The 21,533-nt window shown below is 39.7% G+C and carries 24 protein-coding genes and 1 riboswitch; of the genes, 20 read left to right on the forward strand and 4 right to left on the reverse strand.

The window, feature by feature from the left end:
* The first annotated feature begins 263 nt into the window (after nucleotides 1-263).
* The 6 genes from BN6556_RS15520 (at nucleotide 264) to BN6556_RS15545 (ending at nucleotide 5,575) form a co-directional block, all read left to right on the forward strand.
* Complete coding sequence (locus BN6556_RS15520; protein ID WP_066193112.1) at nucleotides 264-881, forward strand: stage V sporulation protein AA; 618 nt, start codon at nucleotides 264-266, stop codon at nucleotides 879-881.
* The gene (locus tag BN6556_RS15525; protein ID WP_066193113.1) at nucleotides 874-1,305 is read left to right on the forward strand and encodes a stage V sporulation protein AB; all 432 of its coding nucleotides are present in this window, start codon (nucleotides 874-876) and stop codon (nucleotides 1,303-1,305) included. Before BN6556_RS15520 ends, BN6556_RS15525 begins: the two co-directional genes overlap by 8 nt.
* 14 nt (nucleotides 1,306-1,319) lie before the next feature.
* A complete protein-coding gene (locus BN6556_RS15530) occupies nucleotides 1,320-2,771 on the forward strand; it encodes a spore germination protein (protein WP_066193116.1) in 1,452 nt (483 codons plus the stop codon).
* A gap of 288 nt (nucleotides 2,772-3,059) precedes the next feature.
* On the forward strand, nucleotides 3,060-4,358 hold the full coding sequence (gene lysA / locus BN6556_RS15535; protein WP_066193118.1) for a diaminopimelate decarboxylase: 1,299 nt from the start codon (nucleotides 3,060-3,062) through the stop codon (nucleotides 4,356-4,358).
* Between the two features lie 12 nt (nucleotides 4,359-4,370).
* Nucleotides 4,371-4,805, forward strand: a complete 435-nt coding sequence (locus BN6556_RS15540) for a peptidylprolyl isomerase (protein WP_066193120.1) — start codon at nucleotides 4,371-4,373, stop codon at nucleotides 4,803-4,805.
* Between the two features lie 404 nt (nucleotides 4,806-5,209).
* Nucleotides 5,210-5,575: a GNAT family N-acetyltransferase gene (locus BN6556_RS15545; protein WP_066196468.1), complete on the forward strand. Its 366-nt coding sequence runs from the start codon at nucleotides 5,210-5,212 to the stop codon at nucleotides 5,573-5,575.
* Nucleotides 5,576-5,620: 45 nt separating this feature from the next.
* Here the strand turns inward: BN6556_RS15545 and BN6556_RS15550 are convergent, their stop codons facing one another.
* Complete coding sequence (locus BN6556_RS15550; protein WP_066193122.1) at nucleotides 5,621-5,704, reverse strand: YjcZ family sporulation protein; 84 nt, start codon at nucleotides 5,702-5,704, stop codon at nucleotides 5,621-5,623.
* Between the two features lie 345 nt (nucleotides 5,705-6,049).
* Between BN6556_RS15550 and BN6556_RS15555 the strand changes: the two genes are divergently transcribed.
* Nucleotides 6,050-6,781 carry a segregation/condensation protein A gene (locus tag BN6556_RS15555; protein ID WP_066193124.1) on the forward strand — a complete coding sequence of 244 codons (732 nt, stop codon included), beginning with the start codon at nucleotides 6,050-6,052 and terminating at the stop codon, nucleotides 6,779-6,781.
* A gap of 26 nt (nucleotides 6,782-6,807) precedes the next feature.
* Nucleotides 6,808-7,389 carry an SMC-Scp complex subunit ScpB gene (gene scpB / locus BN6556_RS15560; protein WP_066193127.1) on the forward strand — a complete coding sequence of 194 codons (582 nt, stop codon included), beginning with the start codon at nucleotides 6,808-6,810 and terminating at the stop codon, nucleotides 7,387-7,389.
* Nucleotides 7,390-7,607: 218 nt separating this feature from the next.
* Here scpB and blaI read toward each other — a convergent pair whose 3' ends face one another.
* Together blaI and BN6556_RS15570 are read right to left on the reverse strand one after the other, a co-directional pair.
* On the reverse strand, nucleotides 7,608-7,994 hold the full coding sequence (gene blaI, locus BN6556_RS15565; RefSeq protein ID WP_066193129.1) for a penicillinase repressor BlaI: 387 nt from the start codon (nucleotides 7,992-7,994) through the stop codon (nucleotides 7,608-7,610).
* A 16-nt stretch (nucleotides 7,995-8,010) separates the two neighbouring features.
* Complete coding sequence (locus tag BN6556_RS15570) at nucleotides 8,011-9,798, reverse strand: BlaR1 family beta-lactam sensor/signal transducer (RefSeq protein ID WP_066193131.1); 1,788 nt, start codon at nucleotides 9,796-9,798, stop codon at nucleotides 8,011-8,013.
* Between the two features lie 212 nt (nucleotides 9,799-10,010).
* On the opposite strand from BN6556_RS15570, the gene bla reads away from it, so the two are divergent.
* The 11 genes from bla (at nucleotide 10,011) to BN6556_RS15625 (ending at nucleotide 19,867) form a co-directional block, all read left to right on the forward strand.
* Nucleotides 10,011-10,946: a class A beta-lactamase gene (gene bla, locus BN6556_RS15575; protein ID WP_066193133.1), complete on the forward strand. Its 936-nt coding sequence runs from the start codon at nucleotides 10,011-10,013 to the stop codon at nucleotides 10,944-10,946.
* A 258-nt stretch (nucleotides 10,947-11,204) separates the two neighbouring features.
* The gene (locus BN6556_RS22765) at nucleotides 11,205-12,350 is read left to right on the forward strand and encodes a D-alanyl-D-alanine carboxypeptidase family protein (protein WP_316245332.1); all 1,146 of its coding nucleotides are present in this window, start codon (nucleotides 11,205-11,207) and stop codon (nucleotides 12,348-12,350) included.
* On the forward strand, nucleotides 12,343-12,933 hold the full coding sequence (locus BN6556_RS15585; protein ID WP_066193135.1) for a nucleoside recognition domain-containing protein: 591 nt from the start codon (nucleotides 12,343-12,345) through the stop codon (nucleotides 12,931-12,933). Before BN6556_RS22765 ends, BN6556_RS15585 begins: the two co-directional genes overlap by 8 nt.
* Before the next feature lie 8 nt (nucleotides 12,934-12,941).
* Nucleotides 12,942-13,472, forward strand: a complete 531-nt coding sequence (locus BN6556_RS15590; protein WP_066196473.1) for a spore maturation protein — start codon at nucleotides 12,942-12,944, stop codon at nucleotides 13,470-13,472.
* A 113-nt stretch (nucleotides 13,473-13,585) separates the two neighbouring features.
* Nucleotides 13,586-14,302 (forward strand): pseudouridine synthase, encoded by a 717-nt coding sequence (locus BN6556_RS15595; protein ID WP_066193137.1) that lies wholly within the window; start codon nucleotides 13,586-13,588, stop codon nucleotides 14,300-14,302.
* 67 nt (nucleotides 14,303-14,369) lie between these two features.
* Nucleotides 14,370-14,954 (forward strand): thiol-disulfide oxidoreductase ResA, encoded by a 585-nt coding sequence (gene resA, locus BN6556_RS15600; RefSeq protein WP_066193138.1) that lies wholly within the window; start codon nucleotides 14,370-14,372, stop codon nucleotides 14,952-14,954.
* Nucleotides 14,955-14,963: 9 nt separating this feature from the next.
* Nucleotides 14,964-16,583 (forward strand): cytochrome c biogenesis protein ResB, encoded by a 1,620-nt coding sequence (locus BN6556_RS15605; protein ID WP_066193139.1) that lies wholly within the window; start codon nucleotides 14,964-14,966, stop codon nucleotides 16,581-16,583.
* Between the two features lie 50 nt (nucleotides 16,584-16,633).
* A complete protein-coding gene (ccsB, locus tag BN6556_RS15610; protein WP_066193141.1) occupies nucleotides 16,634-17,839 on the forward strand; it encodes a c-type cytochrome biogenesis protein CcsB in 1,206 nt (401 codons plus the stop codon).
* Nucleotides 17,840-17,949: 110 nt separating this feature from the next.
* Nucleotides 17,950-18,672: a response regulator transcription factor gene (locus tag BN6556_RS15615; protein ID WP_066193143.1), complete on the forward strand. Its 723-nt coding sequence runs from the start codon at nucleotides 17,950-17,952 to the stop codon at nucleotides 18,670-18,672.
* Nucleotides 18,671-18,855, forward strand: a riboswitch (cobalamin riboswitch). (Overlaps the previous gene by 2 nt.)
* Nucleotides 18,856-18,950: 95 nt before the next feature.
* On the forward strand, nucleotides 18,951-19,364 hold the full coding sequence (locus tag BN6556_RS15620) for a DUF4430 domain-containing protein (RefSeq protein WP_066193146.1): 414 nt from the start codon (nucleotides 18,951-18,953) through the stop codon (nucleotides 19,362-19,364).
* A 5-nt stretch (nucleotides 19,365-19,369) separates the two neighbouring features.
* Entirely contained in the window at nucleotides 19,370-19,867 is a 498-nt protein-coding gene (locus BN6556_RS15625; protein ID WP_066193147.1) for an ECF transporter S component, read from the forward strand.
* Between the two features lie 197 nt (nucleotides 19,868-20,064).
* On the opposite strand, the gene BN6556_RS15630 is transcribed toward BN6556_RS15625, so the two are convergent.
* Nucleotides 20,065-20,298 (reverse strand): ferredoxin, encoded by a 234-nt coding sequence (locus BN6556_RS15630; protein ID WP_392388612.1) that lies wholly within the window; start codon nucleotides 20,296-20,298, stop codon nucleotides 20,065-20,067.
* 183 nt (nucleotides 20,299-20,481) lie between these two features.
* Between BN6556_RS15630 and BN6556_RS15635 the strand changes: the two genes are divergently transcribed.
* Nucleotides 20,482-21,522 (forward strand): helix-turn-helix domain-containing protein, encoded by a 1,041-nt coding sequence (locus BN6556_RS15635; RefSeq protein ID WP_066193148.1) that lies wholly within the window; start codon nucleotides 20,482-20,484, stop codon nucleotides 21,520-21,522.
* Nucleotides 21,523-21,533: the final 11 nt, after the last annotated feature.

Consider the following 21,533-nt stretch of genomic DNA (forward strand, 5'->3'; position numbering starts at 1 on the left):
AGGCGATACATGCCTTGCAGTATCTAGAATGCTTCATGCTCGCAGTGATAACCATTGTTGAGCCATATTCCCGCAGCGCTTGTTTCGCACAGATAAAACGATCAAGCTCATCACTCAGAAAAGCGAACTACTTAACATCATCCACTATATCGATCGATAGCAGATAAAAGAGCCTCCCAAAAACATTTTTCAATCGATCTTGCATGCATGAATTTCCCACATCTTCATCATACTAAGATAAACCATTTAAAGGATGATGTTATATGGCCGAGGATAAAGTATATGTCCGTCTCAAAAAGAAAATATCGGCAGAAAAAGACCAGCAAATTTACTTAAAAGATATCGCCTTTATCACAGGAAATATCGATTATTTAACCGATCTGAAGGACTTACCTATCTATCACATCACGGAAGCAGACAAAAGCATATCGGTAATAGATGGATTTCAGTTGTTGGAAGTTTTGGTGCAGGCATATCCCTTGCTCACCATTGAATTATTAGGTGCAAATCAAGTGATTATTGAAGTGAAAAAACAAACAAAAAAAGTACCTATTTTGTTAATCGCCTTTATATGGCTGCTTATGTGTGTGGGTTCCGCCATGGCGATTATTAATTTCCATTATGATGTCAGCATGGAAGAAGTCCATCAAGGTATTTATTACTTGTTGACCGGTGAAAAGGTGAACAAACCACTTTGGTTGCAAATTCCGTATTCCTTCGGACTGGGCTTGGGGATGATATTGTTCTTTAATCACATCTTCAAAAAACGATTCAATGAAGAACCAAGTCCGCTGGAAATTGAAGTATTCAATTATCAACAGGACCTTGATCAATATGTAGTACAGCATGAAAATGGACTGAACAAACACCGTGATGTCTGAATTAATCCTTATTAGTGCACAAATACTAATAGGACTTGGCTCGGGATTAGTAGTCGGTTCAGGGTTTGTAGCCTTTTTAACGGTATTGGGTATTATTCCCAGGCTTATTCAACTGAGTAAATCGCATCAAAGTTTGCCTGCTTATCAATTCAGCGTGATTATCGGTGCACTGTTAGGTACTTATTTTACCTTTACAGACTGGACGATTGCTTTGCCATTGCCGTTGCTCAGTTTATGGGGATTGCTACATGGCATATTTATTGGCATGCTGGCCGCTGCATTAACGGAAGTATTGAATGTTTTCCCCATATTGATGAAACGACTTGGTATCGATAAAGAATTATTATGGCTATTAATGGCCATTGTCATAGGAAAGATTATCGGTTCTCTCTTTCATTGGCTTTTATTTGTTGAAATTATCTAAAAAGGACGTTATTTATGAAAAAAATTGATCGCTCGATTACAAAAAATCAACAATATTTAACAAATCACCTTGGGATTGATGTATCCTTTGACATCGGATTTCGCGAGTTGATTGTCTTAAAAAGGAAGGTCCAGCTATATTATGTTACAGGCTTAGTCGATGATGAATTTGTTATCGAAGTGATTAAGAAACTGGTTTCCATAAATGATGAGGAAGAAGTAAACAGCGATCTCTATCAAGAGCTGAATAATCGAATTGTACATCAGCAGGTGGAGAAGGCTAAAACAATGGATGAGGCAGTCGATCAAATGCTGTCAGGTTTATTGGTTATTTTTGCTGATGACCAAGAAGAATGTTTTATTGTCGATGTTAGACATTATCCTGGCCGAACACCTGAGGAGCCAGACACAGAAAAGGTAGTTCGCGGTTCAAGGGATGGCTACACGGAGAATATCATTGAGAATACGGCCCTGACTAGGAGAAGAATACGTGATGAAAGGCTGCGTCATGAGATGCTTCAAGTAGGGGAACGATCTAAAACGGATATCTGTATATCTTATATACAGGATGTAGCAGATATTGGTTTGATCGAATTAATTAAAAATGAACTCGGACAGATTAAAGTAGATGGACTCTCGATGGCTGATAAAACAGTGGAAGAATATTTGGTGCACCAAGGTATGAATCCATATCCGTTAGTGAGATATACCGAACGTCCGGATGTGGCTGCAGCTCACTTGTTTGAGGGACACGTACTTATCATGGTGGACACTTCTCCCAGCATGATCATTGTGCCAACCACTTTCTTTCACCACGTACAGCATGCAGAAGAATATCGTGAGTCACCTGCCGTAGGGACGTTTGTGCGCTGGGTTCGATTTATGGGCATCTTTGCTTCGTTGTTTTTACTGCCGTTATGGCTACTGGTGGTATTAGAACCTACCTTGCTACCTGAACAATTACAGTTTATCGGTCCGAACGAAGTAGGAAATGTTCCGATTGTGGTGCAGATTTTAATGGCCGATATCGGGATTGAGTTCCTGCGTATGGCGGCGATTCACACCCCGACCCCGTTATCAACAGCAATGGGGTTGATTGCCGCTGTATTAATCGGGGAAATTGCGATCGAAGTTGGACTATTTAGTTCCGAGGTCATTCTTTATGTTTCAATTAGTGCTATTGGTTCTTTCACCACACCAAGTTATGAACTCAGTGTCGCTAATAAAATCATCCGATTAACCTTAGTCATCGTGACTGCCCTTTTTCAAGTAACTGGTTTCATGTTAGGTATTACGTTATTTATTTTGTTTTTAGCAGCAAAAAAATCGTTGCAAACTCCTTATTTATGGCCGTTTATTCCATTTAATGCGAAAGCAATGTGGCAGATTATGTTCCGAGTAGCAATGCCGCTATCCAAATCGAGGCCAAGTATTGTTCGTACAAAAAATACACAAAAACAAGCATAACTTAGAAAGTAAAACTTGAACTAAACGAAAGCCTATGATAAATTTATTTTATACTTTATGAGCTTACAAACTATTTAGTAGCAACGGTCGAAAGTGCTACCCATTGTTCCTAGTGTCAACCGCTTGGCGGGACAATGGGCAGTATATGGCTGTTTTAACCCATCACTAATGGTGGGGATTTTCAAATCGGATGTATCCCTTGTCAACCTGTCTTTCCATGGGACAAGATAGGGATGGGGGATTTTTGTTTGATATCTAAATAAAGAGACAGAGAAAGCAGGTGGTAGAATGCAGCATGACGCTCAGACAAATGAACAAGGCCATTTACTTATTAATGGTTTAGATAGTGTAGAATTAGCAAAAAAATATGGCACGCCTTTGTTCGTATATGATATAAATAAAGTACGGAATAATGCACGGGCTTTTGTAGAAACCTTTAAAGAGCTAGGCGTACAAGCTCAGGTTGCTTATGCAAGTAAAGCATTCTCTGCTATTTCGATGATCCAAGTCGCCAAGCAGGAACAGCTTAGTCTGGATGTTGTTTCCCAAGGGGAGTTATACACAGCCATTCAGGCCGGATTTCCTGTTAAAAAAATACATATGCATGGTAATAATAAAAGTTATCAGGAAATTTCAATGGCCGTTACCAACAATATCGGCTGTATTGTCGTCGATAATTTCCATGAAATTCATTTATTACAGCAAGTATTAAAGGAACAGCAGAAAACAATGGAGGTCCTTATTCGAGTTACGCCAGGTATTGAGGCACACACCCATGATTATATTCTGACTGGTAATGAGGATTCAAAATTCGGCTTTGATTTAACCAATGGACAGGCCGAAGAAGCTATGAAGCAGCTTAAGGAAATAGATTCCATCGATCTGAAAGGACTACATTGTCATCTTGGTTCACAAATATTTGAAACCGATGGATTTACCTTGGCAGTGGCACGGCTGTTCCAAACCTTACATGATTGGAAACAACAGCATGGTTATGTTGCAGAAGTAATCAATTTAGGTGGAGGTTTTGGTATTCACTATACCGATGAGGATAAACCACTACCGCGTCCTAATTACGTTAGAGCACTGGTTGATAAGGTAAAAGAACAGGTAGAAACCTACCAGCTGCCATTGCCAGAGATATGGATAGAACCAGGCCGATCTATTGTTGGCGATGCCGGTGTAACGCTCTATTCGATTGGATCAATAAAGGAAATACCTCATGTACGTAAGTATGTTTCCGTTGATGGTGGGATGACGGATAACCTGAGGCCAGCCCTTTATCAAGCGAAATATGACGCCGTTATTGCGAATAAAATGAATGCAACAGAAGAAGAAGAGGTGTCAATAGCAGGGAAATGCTGTGAATCGGGAGATATGTTAATATGGGATATCGCATTACCCGAGACAGAAGCTGGGGATATATTAGCCGTTTTTTCAACGGGTGCCTATGGTTATTCTATGTCAAGCCACTATAACCGATTTCCAAAGCCAGCCGTTATATTTGTAGAGAATGGACAAGACCAACTAGTGATTAAACGAGAATCGTATGAAGATATGGTGCAAAACGATCTATCATACGAATAGGGGGAAAAGAAAATGAAACAAGCAATTATCGAATTTGAAAATGGTGAAAGAATTGTGATAGAACTATATGAAGAGGCTGCACCGAATACCGTAGCCAATTTTGAGAAATTAGCAAATGAGAACTTTTACGATGGTGTTATCTTTCACCGGGTGATCCCTGGCTTTGTTGCACAGGGCGGTGATCCAACAGGTACAGGAATGGGTGGACCAGGCTATACGATTAAATGTGAAACAGAAGGTAATCCACATAAACACGTGGCTGGATCACTATCTATGGCACATGCTGGTAAAGATACGGGTGGAAGTCAATTTTTCCTTGTTCATGAACCACAGCCTCATTTAGATGGTGTGCATACGGTTTTTGGTCAAGTAACAGAAGGACTAGATACCGTATTACGTATCCGTCAAGGAGATGCCATGAAAACAGTAAGAGTTTCAGAAGTATAAAAGAACAATAAATAGTATTGACATCTGAAAGGCGTTATAATATGGTAAGGTGAAAGGTTGAAAGAATGATGGACGACCTCTGTTTGTCCAATTCATTCAACAATGAAGCTTCATTGTCTGTAATCAGCAATAAAATGCACCCTAAAGGAAGTGTGCACCTTGCGCAAGAAAAATATATTACTATTTACCATTCTCTTGTTAATAAGTATCGCCTGGGGTAGTTATTATTGGTTTGGTATCGTATTTTCACCATAGTAATTGGATATAATAGAGGATGTTCAAAAAGTCCAAAAAAGGAAGCATCGAATGTCGAGCTTTTGTAACACACAGTACTAGTAACGACTTTTTAGATCAAAACATAACATAGCTATGGATGAATTGTTATGAATAATGAGGGATTCAATATGTTAATACGTTTTAAGAAACGATCAGAAAAGATAGCCATGGGTTTACTTTCGTTTATGCCTGCTGAAAAAGAGGTTAAGAAGTTGCAAGATACCATTCAGGAGTATGAAGTGAACGAGGATTGGCAGCTGTTTCTTTGGAAAGAAGGGGACGATGTGCTTGGTGCTATAGGGGTAAGGCTTGACCAAGACAACCATCAAGCAATTATTCAGCATATCAGTGTAACACCGTCGCATCGCAATTCAGGAATCGGGAAGAAAATGGTGGACGAATTGCAGAAGCATTATGGTTCTCCTTATAAATTGGTTGCAAATGATGTCACTAGGAAATTTTTCGAAAAGTGTAAAGAAACACCTAAAGAATAAAGATAGGAAGAACCTTTGCGCTGGCAAAGGTTCTTTATCGTGTTATTAGCACCACGCTGCACCGACAATGATTAACAAAATAAACAAAACAACGATTAGAGCGAATCCGCCGCCGTATCCAGATGACATGTAGTGACCTCCTCATTCTGTTTGTTTTAACTTTCTTGCTAATAGCGTATGTCAATCCACTCAAATCGTATAGGCGCTTATCCTGTATAGAGAAAAAAACAACGAATCAACTATTTGCTATATGAAGCAAGATCGCCGTCAGTGAAAGTTTTACGGTCTTATATGTGGTGGCATTGTCTGGTTTATCTCATGGTGAACCATCATTATCACAACTGCGTTTGTCCTATGTCGTCTGGTTCGGGCGTTTTATGTTGCGCAAAAAAGCGTCTTATTCCTGATATTCTGTATTATTTCAAGAAAAAATGCTATACTGGGTGAGAAGTTCACAAGGCATGGAGGTATGTTATGTCTGTCCATTATCAAGTAAAATTAGAATCATTTGAGGGACCATTAGATTTATTGCTCCATCTCATTAATAAATACGAGATCGATATTTATGATATACCTGTGTCAGAGATAACCTCTCAATATTTAACGTACATTCATACGATGCAGGAATTAGAATTGAATATTGCCAGCGAATATTTGGTGATGGCGGCTACTTTATTAGAGATTAAAAGTAAGTTATTATTGCCGAATCCTACTGTAGAAGTCGAAGAGGAGTATGAAGAAGATCCGCGAGAGGATTTGATGAGACGGTTAATTGAATACCGTAAATACAAAGAAGCTGCCATGCACCTCAAGGAACGGGAAGCTGAACAAAGCCAGATACATACGCGTCCTCCTCTTGACTTACAGGTTGATGAAACCCAGTCATTACCAGAAGGCGGCGCTAATATGTACGATATGATAGAGGCGATTGGCAAAGTCTTGGAGCGACGTAAATGGAACCGGCCGATGGAGACCTCTGTTCAGCGACAAGAGATCCCAATCGAGCAACGAATGGAGGAAATCATGACGAAGGTACATCAGGTAGATCATCCTGTTTTATTTACGGATTTATTTGTAACGAAAACCCGTACCTTTGTAGTGGTAACGTTTATGGCTGTATTAGAATTAATGAAACAAAGACAGATAAACTGTAAGCAGGAAAATAACTTAGAGGAATTAATCGTTTATCCTTATCAGCATGAGTGAACATACAAAATACGGAGGTAGTCAAATTGGATATTCATGAAATGAAGGCAGTGATGGAAGGTTTGATCTTTGCTGCGGGCGATGAAGGCATTCGTAAAAATGAATTGCGCAAGGTCTTAGACCTAGATAAGGATATGGCGGAACACATGTTAAATGAATTAAAGTTTGAGTATGAACATTCGATTCGTGGAATCATGTTGATGGAATCACAAAATATGCTGTTTTTAACGACCAAACCGGAACATAGTGAGTACTATTCAAAGTTCAAAGAAACAAAAGTACACACGAAGCTTTCACAGGCGGCATTAGAAACATTGGCTATTATCGCTTATTTGCAGCCTATTACCCGCACAGAGATCGAAGAAATTAGAGGAGTGAAGAGTGAACGGCCTTTACAGACGTTGATATCTAGAGCGTTGATTGAGGAAGTTGGAAGGAAGGAAGGTATTGGCCGCCCGATATTGTTTGGAACGACCATTGATTTTCTCACTTATTTTGGCCTCAGTTCCATCGATGATTTGCCTCCATTGCCAGACAACTTTGATGAGGTAGACATAGAACAAGAAGCCGATCTATTCTTTGATCAGCTTAAAGATATGGAAAATTAGGGCAAGATTTTTTCGCTAAATGGAGCTTGTTATATCATGGTACATCCGTGACATAACAAGCTCCATTATGGTTGATGAACTTGCTTGAACCAGAACCGTGTGAGTTCTTGATCCATTCACACGAATGGATCAAACGAGGTATTAACAGGAAATCATGCAATTAAAGACGTGTTTACTTATCCGATCCATGAGAAATGATTTCATTCAACTTATATAGGTTATTTTTCCTTTTTCGGTTTTTCATCTAAAATCGATTTTAATTCCTCAATATCCTCTTCAGATAAGGAATCTTCTTCCATGAATTGAACAAGCATTGATTTTACCGTACCTCCGTAGATTCGCTTAATGAAGGATTCTGCTTCGGCACGCTGGCATTTATCCTGTGAATACAGCGGATAAAAGGTATAGACCCGCTGTTCTTTATTCACACCTGCAACACCTTTTTGTACTAATCGATCTAACAATGTGCGTATCGTTTTAGCTTTCCAATCTTTTGGCCCCTGCAGGGAAGTGATCACATCATTTGCTGTTTGTGGTGATTTTTCCCACAGGACATTCATTACTTCCCATTCTGCTTCAGAAATACTTGGTACTTCTTCCATCATGTTCCCCCCCTCAGTCTTATTCCTCGTAAATTTGTTTATCTTTTAAAATAGTTAGGGTTATGTCTGCTGCTATACTTCCAGAGGCATGATCCTCATCCTGTATATTCGTTGCAAAGTAATAGGTATTTGTTTCTGTTTCAATAAAACCGACAAACCAACCATTGATATCTTTCCCATTCACATTACCTGTACCTGTTTTTCCATAGAGCGCAGTACCTTCTTTTTCATCCATTTTCAATGCATTTTTGACTGCCTGAATATGGTCGTCTTGAAAATCAAAGCGATTGTTATCAAATGCCTGTAAAAGCTCTACTTGTTCTACTGGAGAAATCTTTAAAGAAGATTCTAGCCAATATGGTTTAGGACCTCCAGAGGCATCCTGATTTCCATAATGAATGTGATTTAGGTAGGATTGTATGCTGTCAATTCCTGTTTCTTGATCTATCTTCTGAAAATACCAGTTAACTGAATGGTTTAAAGCAGTTTCTAGATTTTGCTCTTTCTCCCATTGTTCATATGGTTGCTTAGTGCCGTCCCATTCCATGGTGTTTTGCTCTGATGTGATAATATTCTCTTCTAACCCGAACAAAGCACTATAAATTTTATAGGTGGAATCAGGAGAAACCCGTAATGTGCTCTGCTCTTTATCATAGATATGATAAGCATCCTTCTGCAGATCGTACAGAACAAAACTGCCCTCGTAATTTTGGAAGTAAGCACTAAGATCTTCGGCGTTTGTCTGTTCATGGCTAAAAGACGTATAGCGATTACTGTCGTTTGCCATCACTGCTGCAAGCGGAATCTGTGTGCTGACAAATAATCCCACTAACAAAAAGATAGCGATGCTTTGAACATGCTGTAATTTAGAGTCAGTTTGAAAAGAAGCGATCTTGATCATACGTTTCTTGATTTGTTTTTTGGATCCATTTAATTGATTGGCCAGTTTATTATACGATGATCTGGGAGATTCATCGATAAATTGAATGATGGTATGTCCATATTTCTTATAGCTTTGATCACCTAAAGCTGTCAATACGGCGTGATCGCATGCCATTTCACGGTCTAGGCGCATTTCTTTAAATGCTAGCCAAATCAACGGGTTGAACCAATAGATGATTTGAAAGAATACCATCAGATAGTTCGTCAGTATATCCTTATATTTGATATGATTCAATTCATGCAAAAAGATATGTTTGATATCCTCTTTGGATAGCCATTCCTCAACGTTTACTGGTAAGACAATAAAGGTTTTGCGTAACCCGAATGTTAGGGGCGAGCGTACTTTATTTGAAACACCTAATGTGATGTTTTTTGAAATATTTAATTGCTGTTTTGATTGTTTAAACAGGTTCATCAAGTCCTTATCTTCCACTTGGTTAATAGACTTTCTAATGCTCATTAAATGAAGCCATGCACTTATAGAAAACACGGTCAACACGAGAGCACCAGCAATCCATATACCGATGGCAAAACCATTTAACAGATCCGTATTCGTTTGAGTAACGGTTACGGAAAAATCCTGCATCCAATTAGTGTTTGTTTCACTGGCTTCGGTTGCTCCATTATGCAGAGAAGCAGAATCGCCTTCAATAGAACTGCTATCTATAAATGCAGGAAATAAATTACCAGGAGGTAGCAAATAAGCAGGAATAAATGGAATAACCAAAGCAGTATGCAGTAAATACCATAGGTTATACTGCCACTTGGCTGATAATTGTTTTTGGAATAGTTTTCTTATCAGCAAAATAAATCCGACTGTGATGGAAGAAATAACGAGACCCGTAAGAAGCGTTGATATAAACATTCTTTTCGTCCCCATTCTTTAGTTGCAGTAATTTGATATACAAACGTTTGCCAAAACGTATTTAAATTACATTTGTAATACAATGAATTTTAGCATGTCAAGCTGATGGAATCAAATGTTGAAGAAGAAAGAATAAAAAACATTGACATATCAAGACTACATGTGTAGTATGTTATTACAGTTGTAGTCAATAAATTTTAGGAGGGTTTTAAATGGTACATGTGCAACATATTTTTAATAAAAAAAGTCTGAGCTTATTGTTATGGATTGCTTTGATAGGAATAGCAGGTTGTACTAATGGAGGTGAGAGCAGTGAAGAACGTTCGGAAGCTCCAGAAAAAGCCTCTTCAAGTGAAGAAGCTTATAAAGAACTGGAGGATGAACGGGACGCGAAACTTGGCATATATGCGGTAGATACTGGAACGAATCAGACCGTTGCCTACCGTGCAGATGAAAGATTTGCCTATGCTTCTACTTTTAAAGTTTTAGCAGCAGGAGCCATTTTACAAAACACATCCATCGATGATTTAGAGAAAGGAATTACATATTCGGAAGAAGATTTAGTCACTTATTCTCCAGTGACGGAGAACCATGTAGATGATGGGATGAAATTGAAAGAAGTCATGGAGGCAGCTATTCGCTATAGTGATAATACAGCAGGAAATTTGTTATTGAAAGAGTTAGGAGGACCAGATGGACTGGAAGAAAATTTACGAGAAATTGGTGATGAAACTATCGAAGTAGATCGGGTTGAGCCAGATTTAAATGAAGCTGTACCGGGAGATACCAAAGATACGAGCACGCCGAAAGCATTTGCTGAAAGTCTGCAAAAATATGTGCTAAGTGATTTACTTCCTGAAGAGAAGCGGAAGTTGTTGATAGATTGGATGACAGGCAATGAAGCGGGAGATACGCTGATTCGTGCTGGTGTACCTGAAGGCTGGAAAGTTATCGATAAGAGTGGAGCAGGGGGGTATGGTACAAGGAATGATATTGCTGTTGTATGGCCATCTGATCATCAGGCACCGATTGTCATCTCCATCTTTTCTAGTCGAGATAAAGAAGAGGCAGATTTTGATGATACAGTTGTTGAAAAAGCAGCAGAGCTTGTCGTGGAGCAGCTGCAGAGTCAGAGTGAAGATTCTTAGGAAGATAAAAGTATGAAAGTTACCGAATGATGATCTTTTCAACTGGGAGAATAGAGATCTTTCTGTTATGTACGAACAGCTATAAAAATATATGCTGGAATAGTAATGGTATATACGGTACTCAGAAAGTAGCTATCGAAACCGAGAAGCAAGCACGCTTCTCGGTTTTCCATATGGTAAGAATCAAAGATTAGTGACATATCTACAGCTTGTCTGCATAAAATGGTACAAACCTAGTGGCAATACGAGCGGAGTGATATGATGAAACGAAGTTTAGGATGCTGGTTTAAATCAGGTCAAGGCAAAAATAAGGCATTTTTACAGAAAAAGAATCACTGCTATATTTGGCTAATTATTGCAATAGCATTCACTGTTGGATTGTCTCCTGTCAAGGTCAAAGCAGAGGTGCAGGTCTCTGCAGAACACGCTATTTTAATGGATCAATCATCTGGCAGGGTATTATATGAAAAAGCAGCCGATCAGCCCACATTAATTGCCAGCATAACCAAAGTGATGACGGCAATCATTGCCATTGAATACGGGCATTTAGAGGACAAGGTTCCAATCTCAGAACATGCAACCAATGCAGAAGGTTCATCGATTTATTTAAAGAAAGAGGACAAGGTAACCTTAGAAGATCTTCTCTATGGTTTAATGCTTCGTTCTGGAAACGATGCAGCGGTAGCTATTAGTGAATACGTAGCCGGCAGTGAGCAAGGCTTTGCCTATTTGATGAATGAGAAAGCACGCTGGCTAGGTATGACCAATACACATTTTGATAATCCCCATGGGTTGGATTCGGAAACACACTATGCCTCTGCTTATGATATGGCAATCTTAACACAATATGCCATGGAAAATGAGATATATCAAACGATTTCCGCGACTTCCTCCTATCAAGCAAAGGCCCGAGACTATGCTTGGATTAACAAAAATAAATTATTAACCCAATTATACCCTCATAGTTCGGGGGGGAAGACTGGTTATACCAAAGCGGCGGGGCGAACGCTTATATCAACTGCCAAAAAAGATGATCAGACCTTAATCGCCGTTACCTTAAATGGCCCGAACGATTGGCAGGATCATATGCAGTTATTTGATTGGGGGTTTGAAAACTATCCCTTACAACTCTTGCAAAAGGAAGAGCGGTTTGCGATTAAGCAATCGGACACGGAGCTTTCCGCAGCGATTACCGACAATCTTTATTATCCATTAAAAGCATCAGAACTTGAAGATATTCATTATACCAACTATCTCAGTTCCAAGCCTCTCTCCTTTGATAAGATTGGTACACGAGTATTCTATTTGAAGGAGCAACCTATTGCCGAAACAGCATTATATCAAGCGTCAACAAAAGAAAAAACTTCCTTTTGGCAAGGATTATTCGGTGTTCGTCATGATTAATGTTATTTGGGCAGTGATGGCCGTGATCGGAATCGTCTACGCCATGTTCAATGGCACGATGGATAAGGTCAATCAGGCATTGTTCGATGGTGCCAGTGAAGCCGTCACCTTAGTGATTGGTCTTTCCAGTGTATTGATTTTTTGGCTGGGTATGATGCGAGTAGCAGAGAAGGCAGGGCTCTTAGCGGGCTTCTCCAAATTGGCAAGACCGATCGTGCAGCGATTATTTCCTGATATACCTCCAGATCATCCGGCAATGGGGTATATCCTGGCCAATTTTTCAGCTAACCTGTTCGGACTGGGCAATGCCGCGACTCCCATGGGCATTAAAGCAATGGAAGAAATGAAGAAAATAAGTAAATCCGATAAAGCAAGCCCGGCGATGATCACCTTTTTGATTATCAATACCTCCAGCATTACATTGGTACCAACAACGGTGATTGCCATTCGAATGGAATACGATTCCTTGGCTCCAACAGAGATTGTTGTTAGTACGATTATTGCTTCGGTCATTACAACGGTTGTCGCCGTGTTTATCGATCGATGGTTTCGAAAAAGCCAGCATTCCTTAGGGGGGAGTTGATTCTAGTGATCGATTTATTTACTACCATCAGTGTATGGCTCGTTCCATTGCTGATTATGCTCATATTAATGATGGCAATTATCAGACGGGTTCCGGCATATGAGGTGTTTGTAGAAGGAGGTAAAGAAGGCTTACACATGGCGGTCTCTTTACTTCCTTTTTTACTGGGAATGCTTGTAGCAATTGCCATATTAAGAAGTTCAGGGGCGCTCGATGCCTTTATTGGACTGTTAGAACCGTTTTTATCAATGATTGGCGTGCCGGCGGAGATTGCCCCGCTAGCAATTCTACGGCCCATTTCAGGAACGGCTGCCTTAGGGGTAACCACTGATATTATTCAAACACATGGACCGGATTCTTTTTTGGGTAAACTTGCCTCGACAATGCAAGGAAGTACAGATACCACCTTTTATATCTTAACCGTATATTTTGGGGCAGTAGGAATAAAAAGAATGGGAAACGCTCTAAAAATTGGACTGATTGCCGACTTTATTGGTATAATAATGTCGGTAATCATTGTCACTTGGTTATTTGCGTAGTAGCGCCTGGTAAAAGCGCTACTCGTTTTCATTAGAAATGATGTCGTGTTCAGGCAGTATGCTGCATAGAGCAATGGCTAGGAATATAAAGGTGAAGGAAGCGTGATGTAATCATGGAACGACTGCAAAAGGTAATTGCCCGTAGCGGGATAGCGTCCCGGCGTAAATCGGAGACTCTCATTGAACGTGGACAAGTAGAAGTGAATGGTAAACGGGTAACCGAACTTGGCACGAAAGTCTCGGAGAAAGATGAAATTAAAGTAGATGGTGTGCCGATTGAACAAGAAGAAAAACGCTATTTCTTATTGTATAAACCGCGCGGGGTGATTACGAGTGCCTCGGATGACAAAAATCGTAAAACGGTAACCGATTTTTTTGAAGCCTATCCGGAGCGATTATATCCGGTAGGCAGATTGGATTATGATACCTCTGGTGTATTAATTATGACGAACGATGGGGATTTTACCAATCTGTTATTACATCCTAGCCATCAAATAAATAAAGAGTATGTTGTAAAAACAAGAGGGATTCCATCAAAGGAAAAACTGCATCTTTTTAAAAAAGGGATACGCTCGGAAGGTGACGTTCTCAAAGCCCGTTATGTTAAAACGATGTCGGTTGATCACAAGAAGCAGACAGCGATTATTAAAATGGTTCTTCAACAAGGCAAGAACCGTCAAATAAGGCGAATGTTTGAAGCGATTGAAACACCCGTGCAGAAATTAAAGCGGGAGAAATTCGGTTTTCTCACTACGGAAGGATTAACACCAGGAGATTATCGTGAATTAACTCCGCAAGAAATAGCAGAATTGAAAAAATTAGCCAAATAATTGTTGGATAACTGTCACAATTTCGCATGCTACAAAATGATACAATGTGGAAAGGGAGTGAATCGCGATGAGTAAAGTCGAACAGGCGAACCAGAATAAACAGAAAAAAAAGCGTAATCGTTTTATTTTTCGTTTATCCATTTTAGTGGTTTTGTTCGGAGCGTTAGTATTTGCGGTATTTAATAATCTGACAGCCGATGAAGGTGCGATAGTAGATGTAGGCGATGAAGCACTTGATTTTTCACTGAAGCAGGTGGCGACAACCGAAGAGGCAAATAACCTGCAGCTATCCGATTATGAAGGCAAAGGTGTCATGCTTAATTTCTGGGGGACCTGGTGTGAGCCATGTGAGCGGGAAATGCCATATATGGAACAACTATATCCTGAATATAAGGAAAAAGGTGTGGAAATTATTGCAGTAAGCGTGGATTCCACTGAGTTGGTCATTGATAATTTTGCAAACAAATATGGACTTACTTTTCCGATTGTCCATGACGAAAATAAACAAGTTCTAGATGCCTATGGGGTTCGACCGTTGCCAACCACTTATTTTATTGATGAACATGGCGTTGTACAGGAACGTGTGCTAGGTGAGCTCACTTTAGAGAACTTAGAAGGTTATTTGCAACAAATAGTACCAGAAGGATCGTGAGGGGTTTGAATGAACGAGAAAGTTTGTGATACATGCGGACATCACAATAAGGAAGGTACCACCATTTGTGCCAATTGCGGCAAGCCCTTAGATAATGATAAGAATAATACCTTATTGAATATGCGTTATGATGGAACGGCGATTCGTTCTAAAACAAGAAATCGCTCTATCATTGATAAGATATGGAACTTTTTTTCTTCGATTAAGATAGGGGTCAGCTTAATCGCAATCGCCTTGGTGGCGTCTGCAATTGGCACGATCTATCCTCAGGAAATGTATATCCCGCAAGCTGTTGATGCTAGTGAACATTACCGAGATCAATATGGACTGCCGGGGCAAATCTATTATCAGCTTGGTTTTCATGATTTATATGGTTCCTGGTGGTATATGATTTTGATTGCATTGATCGGTATGTCGATCTTTATTGTCAGCATTGACCGCGGGGTGCCATTGTATCGCGCATTAAAACATCAAGCAGTTAAGCGTCATCCGAAATTTCTGAAGCGGCAAAAGCTCTATGGAGAGTATGCTGGCTCTAGCTATACAGAAGAGGACAAGCAGGCTCTGATTAATCACTTTAAAAAGAAGCGTTACAAAATAAGCGAAAAAGATGGACATTTTCTAGCGGAAAAAGGTAGATTCTCTAGATGGGGCCCTTATGTGAACCATTTAGGTTTGATTATTTTCTTGGCAGGTACGTTGATCCGTTTTCTACCAGCTATGTATGTAGATGAATTTATGTGGGTACGTGAAGGTGATACGGATGTTATCCCGGGAACAAACCAGGAATATTACATAAAAAATAATGATTTTATATTTGAGGTGTACGGCGAATCGGAAGAAGATGCGCTGTATCAAACGGCCTTAGAAGAAAATAATGAAATTGTTCCAAAACACTTTGAGACAAAGGCTACCATTTATCGCGATACATCGAGTGATGATGTCATTTCCGAACCGGAACTGGAAAAAGTGATGGATGGAGGTATTGTCGTAAACCACCCTTTGGAGTTTGACCATTTCGGTCTTTTTCAAGATAGTTATCAATTAAACGAATTTCAGAGTATGTCCTTCAAGCTGCATGAAACAGATGATGAGGATGAAGAAGCGATTTTAGACTTTACTGTAGATTTAGTAGAGCCTGAGCGAGTGTATCAATTCGATAACGGTTATCGTGTCGAGTTAAACGAATATTATCCAGATTATGAATTAAGTGATGGTGAACCTAGAACGGTGTCTAATTATCCACGTAAACCAGGTTTTGTATTTTTCGTGTATGGACCGGAGATGGAGGAACCAGAAGTAAGCTTTCTAGCGATTGGACAGAATCTTCCAGCAGGGGATAACCAATATAAATTGACTTTAACTGATTTTGATGTACGTGATGTGACAGGGCTCACGGTGCGGAAGGATTTAACGTTACCAATTCTAGGTTTGGGCGCTGCCATTTTCATGATTGGTGTGATTCAAGGTATGTACTGGCAGCATCGTCGTGTCTGGATACACCCAACCACAGACAAGCTTTATTTGGCTGGTCACACGAATAAAAACTGGTATGGTTTTCACAATGAATTGATGAAAACAACGGAAGGAACACCGTTTCATGACATTCAAGATCAAGAAAAAAAATAACGAAAAGAATGCCACATTACCGTGGATGGTAAGGAAAGGGGTGGAGATAGATGGATTTATTAAGTCTTAGCAGTACATTGCTGTATACGGCGTTTGTTATTTACCTGATAGCGATTGTTTTTTTTGCGGCAACGGTACGTGATAAGCGTCATGAAAAACAATTCACTTTCATGAATAAACTAGCGATTGGATTAACGGTCATTGGTTTGTTAACCCAGATTGGTTATTTTGTAACGAGATGGCTTGGATCTGGACATGCACCAGTCAGTAATTTATTTGAGTTTATTACCTTTTTTAGTATGATGCTGGTGGTAGCTTTAATCATTCTTTATTCCATTTATAAGCTGGCACTATTAGGGTTGTTTACCCTGCCGATCGTGTTGATTATTATTGCATATGCTAGTATGTATCCGAGAGATGTATCACCTTTGATACCGGCATTACAGAGCCATTGGTTGTACATCCATGTCACTACGGTTGCTCTTGGTGAAGCGATTTTGGCGATTAGTTTTGTTGCTGGGGTTATTTATTTAATACGTCAAGTGAATCAAGAGAAATCAACTTATAAGACAAAATGGCTGGAAGTAGTAATGTATGGTGTCTGTTCTACGATTGCTTTTATCTTAGTAACAACTAGTTTTAATATGATGAACTATGAAGCGGATTTTGTGTATACTCAGATAAACGAAGAAACGGGTGAGGAAACAGAGGCTGTTTTAGACTATCATTTACCGGCTATATTCGGGTTGAAAGGTTCAGAGTTAGCAACGGATGGCCGTATGGATGCTTTATTGACTGCACCTGAATTTCTCCATGGGGATGAAGCCCCGCGAAAGCTGAATACATTGGTATGGTCGTTAGGTGTAGGATTACTATTATACTTATTGGCACGTTTAGTATTTAGGAAACGTATTGCCCATGTGATTCAACCAATGTTGAAAAAGGCCAATCCGGAATTATTGGATGAGGTATGTTATCGAGCCGTAGCCATTGGTTTCCCTGTCTTTACGTTAGGCGGTCTTATCTTTGCTTCTATTTGGGCACATGAGGCATGGCAACGATATTGGGGCTGGGATCCTAAAGAGGTCTGGGCTTTGATTACCTGGTTCTTCTACGCGATATTTTTACACCTGCGATTGTCGCGAGGCTGGCATGGCGAACGCTCCGCTTGGCTTGCGGTCATCGGATTTGCGGTCATCATGTTTAACTTGATTGTAGTGAATCTCGTTTTAGTGGGATTACATTCTTATGCGTAAGAACCATCCTCTTTAAGTATATTTATGAGTTGAAAAGTACAAGTGATTATTTGTCTCTTGTGCTTTTTAATTATATACTAGATAAAGAGGAAGGAGGGGGAGAAGAAGAAATGGATGTACAGGAAGAGCACAAAGTATTGGTAGTTGATGATGAAGAGCGTATTCGCAGATTATTGAAAATGTATTTAGAAAGAGAAGGATATACAGTGGAAGAAGCAGGTGATGGTGAAGAGGCACTGAAAAAGGCACTATCAGAAGAGTATGAGGTGATTTTACTGGACTTAATGATGCCTGGCAAGGATGGTGTTGAGGTATGTAAAGCACTTCGTAAAAAGAAAAGCACACCGGTCATTATGCTGACTGCTAAAGGGGAAGAATTAAATCGTATTCAAGGATTTGAAGCGGGAACTGATGATTATATTGTCAAACCTTTCAGCCCGCGTGAAGTAGTATTAAGGGTAAAGGCCTTATTAAGAAGAGCTTCCACCTCAAAAAACGTGAATACCTCGCAAGAATCAAAGGATATTATCGAGTTCCCTCATTTGACCATTGATAATGATGCGCACCGCGTGTTAGCAGATAATAAAGAAGTAAGTTTAACACCAAAGGAATATGAATTGTTATTATTCCTTGCCAAAGCACCAGATAAGGTATTTGAGCGAGAAGCATTATTAAAAGAAGTTTGGAAATATGAATTTTTTGGTGATTTACGTACCGTAGATACCCACGTCAAACGACTTCGAGAGAAATTAAGCAAGGTATCCAAGGATGCTGCCAAAATGATTGTAACAGTTTGGGGTGTGGGATATAAATTTGAAATAAATCATGAATGAATGGGTTATGTTTAAAGGTGTACTTACTTGATAGGGAATCTGGTTAAAATCCAGAGCTGTCCTCGCAACTGTAAATGTGTCCAGCCATAGAGCAAAAGCCACTGTACCACGAAGGAGGTATGGGAAGGTGCTTTTTGGTATTTACACATAAGCCAGGAGACCTGCCTTTAAATATAGGATCATGCTTCGAGGATTGAGCGTGTAAGGAAGTATTGCTGTATACATACTTATACATGGCTTGTATCCTCCATAATGAGAATAGGATGGGGGAGATATAAATGGCTTTTTTTAGAAGATTTATGATTGGTATCATTTTACTGGTGGGATTGGCAGCTTGTGGTGATAGTGAAAATCCTGATAATCAACAAGATACAAATACATCAGACGAAGCCGTGGAAGAAGTCAATGTATCGATCACGATTTCGGATCATTCGTCAGATACGGTTATTAGTGATGAGGAGCTGCAAGTGGAGTCAGGAAGCGACATACTTACCATTTTGCAAGAGAATTATGAGCAGGTGGAGCTAACGAATGAAGGTTTTTTGACAGGAATTGAAGGTCACCAGCAAGATGAAGAAAACAATGTATATTGGGTCTATGAAGTGAACGGAGAAATGGCCAATGTCGGCATGTCTGAATATGAAGTTAGCGATCAAGATGAGATTACCTTAAGTTTAGAAAAGATGGAGTAATCCAAGTGAACACCTATAAATTGACGCTGATTGCCCTATTGGCCGCTGTATGTGTGGTGGGCAGGCTTGCTTTTCAAATGATCGCTAATGTCCAGCCTGTCACGTCACTGATTATTATTTCAGGGGCAATGCTTGGGATTGGTCCAGCTATTTGTATAGCACTTATTACGGCCTATGTGACTAGTTTGTTTATGGGCATGGGCCTGTGGACGGTTTGGCAGATGCTTGCTTGGTCCGTGATTGGTCTTGTGGCAGGATTAATTGGTAAATGTACGTGTAAACATCAGTTACTATGGCTCACGGTTTTTTCTTTTATAGCGGCTTATCTATATGGCTTGCTGCTCAATTTAGGCACGTATACCGTCGCCAGCGGAAATTTTTGGAGTTATTACTTGGCGGGCATTTCATTTGACACGGCACACGCTATCGGCAATGTGATTTTTATGATTATTCTCTATCCGATACTCTATCGAATCTTTCAGCGAAAACGATCGTTTTACTAGAAGTATCTATTTTACCATTGATCAAATTTCTTGTAATGGAGATGATCTAGTCCCTAAGGTATAAGAAAAACTTCACTTTGTTCCAAATCAAAATCGATCCAATCCCAATCCTATTACACCACGTATGTTAAGTTTTCTACTGATAAAGAAAAACAGTTGAGATGCAAGAGGGCTAAGCTCCTTCACGCATCCAACTGTTACTTCTCACCTTCTTTTATTCGCACCGATTCCGTTGGGCATCCATCCTGTGCATCCAATAAATCCTCCATTAATTGCTCAGGTACTGACTGTTCTCCACTATTGTGATCGCGTCTGCCGAATGCGATTCCTTCCTCATCGTAATCGAACAGGTCAGGAGCAGTAGCACCACACACACCGCAAGCAATACAAGTTTCTTGGTTAATCCATGTATAATAAGGCAAAAAAGCCACTTCCCTTTTTCTTAATGTATTGAAAATTTCGATAAAATCGTTTGTTCCTCTATTTTTATCCAAAGTAATCCTGATAATTCCTGCTATAAGCGTACCAAATTTTAAATGGATATACAATGATGCCGTATCCAAACGATAGCAAAGTCTGATAAAATAAAAGTATTACCAATCTGAGGTGTATTTATGTTTATATATATTTTGTTAGACTGTCTCGAGAAAATAAAGGCGGAGCGAACGATTTACAATATATTTCACTTATTAACGGCTAAAAAGGCGACGCAAACGATCCAGGACAGTCATTTATATGGATTAACCCGTTATTATGGTATTGCAAGAACGCTGAAAAGGGAGCAGTTTGATCAAGAAATTAAGTCAATGATCGAGCAGGGGTTTATTTGTATGTCGGAAGAGCAGAAGGCATTATTAACGGAAAAGGGGAGAAATGAAGCAAAGGGGTTACATGATCAATATCAGTCTGTTTTGTTTTTGGATGGGGCAGGATTTCATCAAAGTGGACAACAGTTCTCCCAGCATTTGCTCTTGTTTATTCAAACATTGACACATCTGCATCAAGGAAATACCAGATTTGTCCCGATTGTTGAAGATGTCGAGGCACAACGATTTGTGAAGAAGCTGTGGCAGGAAGTGCAGCCACAATCAACGGCAGCATGGCTTGAACAATTATATCAGGAATTGCATCGCATGTTGGCAAGTTACCCTGAATCGATGGCTGGAGTACTGGTTGACCATTTAACTTCTGCAAAACGTGTAGGTCTTAGTACATATCAAATAGCAACGAAATATCAGTTAGCACCACTTGATGTTTCCCTTATCTATACGAATATGATGCATGCCATGTGTCAAACAGTGATTGATACAGAGGACTTTCCTGTCCTGTCTCGCTTGTATCCGCATCATCCAGCCACCTTGATGATTAGTGCCTCTGCTAAGAAGACCAATCAATTACTGCATCAGCAGTTAACGATTGATCAAATGGCAGACATACGTCATTTGAAGGCCAATACCATTATGGATCATATTGTAGAAATTGCTTATCATTCTAAACAGGTGGCTTGGCAAACATTTATGACGGATGACGAATATCAACAGATTAGCCAAGTCTTGCATGGTTTGCGCTCACGTAAGCTAAAAACGATAAAAGAAAACCTTCCTGAGCAGATTAGCTTTTTTCAAATCAAGCTCGTGATGGCACTGGAAAGATAGGTCCAATGAAA

It is taken from the genome of Gracilibacillus timonensis (assembly GCF_900086715.1).
Lineage (GTDB): Bacteria > Bacillota > Bacilli > Bacillales > Amphibacillaceae > Gracilibacillus > Gracilibacillus timonensis.

Coding starts and splice junctions, on each gene's coding strand:
- BN6556_RS15520 (WP_066193112.1), top strand. CDS start 264: ATGGCCGAGGATAAAGTATATGTCCGTCTCAAAAAGAAAATATCGGCA.
- BN6556_RS15525 (WP_066193113.1), top strand. CDS start 874: ATGTCTGAATTAATCCTTATTAGTGCACAAATACTAATAGGACTTGGC.
- BN6556_RS15530 (WP_066193116.1), top strand. CDS start 1,320: ATGAAAAAAATTGATCGCTCGATTACAAAAAATCAACAATATTTAACA.
- lysA (WP_066193118.1), top strand. CDS start 3,060: ATGCAGCATGACGCTCAGACAAATGAACAAGGCCATTTACTTATTAAT.
- BN6556_RS15540 (WP_066193120.1), top strand. CDS start 4,371: ATGAAACAAGCAATTATCGAATTTGAAAATGGTGAAAGAATTGTGATA.
- BN6556_RS15545 (WP_066196468.1), top strand. CDS start 5,210: ATGTTAATACGTTTTAAGAAACGATCAGAAAAGATAGCCATGGGTTTA.
- BN6556_RS15550 (WP_066193122.1), bottom strand. CDS start 5,704: ATGTCATCTGGATACGGCGGCGGATTCGCTCTAATCGTTGTTTTGTTT.
- BN6556_RS15555 (WP_066193124.1), top strand. CDS start 6,050: ATGTCTGTCCATTATCAAGTAAAATTAGAATCATTTGAGGGACCATTA.
- blaI (WP_066193129.1), bottom strand. CDS start 7,994: ATGATGGAAGAAGTACCAAGTATTTCTGAAGCAGAATGGGAAGTAATG.
- BN6556_RS15570 (WP_066193131.1), bottom strand. CDS start 9,798: ATGTTTATATCAACGCTTCTTACGGGTCTCGTTATTTCTTCCATCACA.
- bla (WP_066193133.1), top strand. CDS start 10,011: ATGGTACATGTGCAACATATTTTTAATAAAAAAAGTCTGAGCTTATTG.
- BN6556_RS22765 (WP_316245332.1), top strand. CDS start 11,205: ATGATGAAACGAAGTTTAGGATGCTGGTTTAAATCAGGTCAAGGCAAA.
- BN6556_RS15585 (WP_066193135.1), top strand. CDS start 12,343: ATGATTAATGTTATTTGGGCAGTGATGGCCGTGATCGGAATCGTCTAC.
- BN6556_RS15595 (WP_066193137.1), top strand. CDS start 13,586: ATGGAACGACTGCAAAAGGTAATTGCCCGTAGCGGGATAGCGTCCCGG.
- resA (WP_066193138.1), top strand. CDS start 14,370: ATGAGTAAAGTCGAACAGGCGAACCAGAATAAACAGAAAAAAAAGCGT.
- BN6556_RS15605 (WP_066193139.1), top strand. CDS start 14,964: ATGAACGAGAAAGTTTGTGATACATGCGGACATCACAATAAGGAAGGT.
- ccsB (WP_066193141.1), top strand. CDS start 16,634: ATGGATTTATTAAGTCTTAGCAGTACATTGCTGTATACGGCGTTTGTT.
- BN6556_RS15615 (WP_066193143.1), top strand. CDS start 17,950: ATGGATGTACAGGAAGAGCACAAAGTATTGGTAGTTGATGATGAAGAG.
- BN6556_RS15620 (WP_066193146.1), top strand. CDS start 18,951: ATGGCTTTTTTTAGAAGATTTATGATTGGTATCATTTTACTGGTGGGA.
- BN6556_RS15635 (WP_066193148.1), top strand. CDS start 20,482: ATGTTTATATATATTTTGTTAGACTGTCTCGAGAAAATAAAGGCGGAG.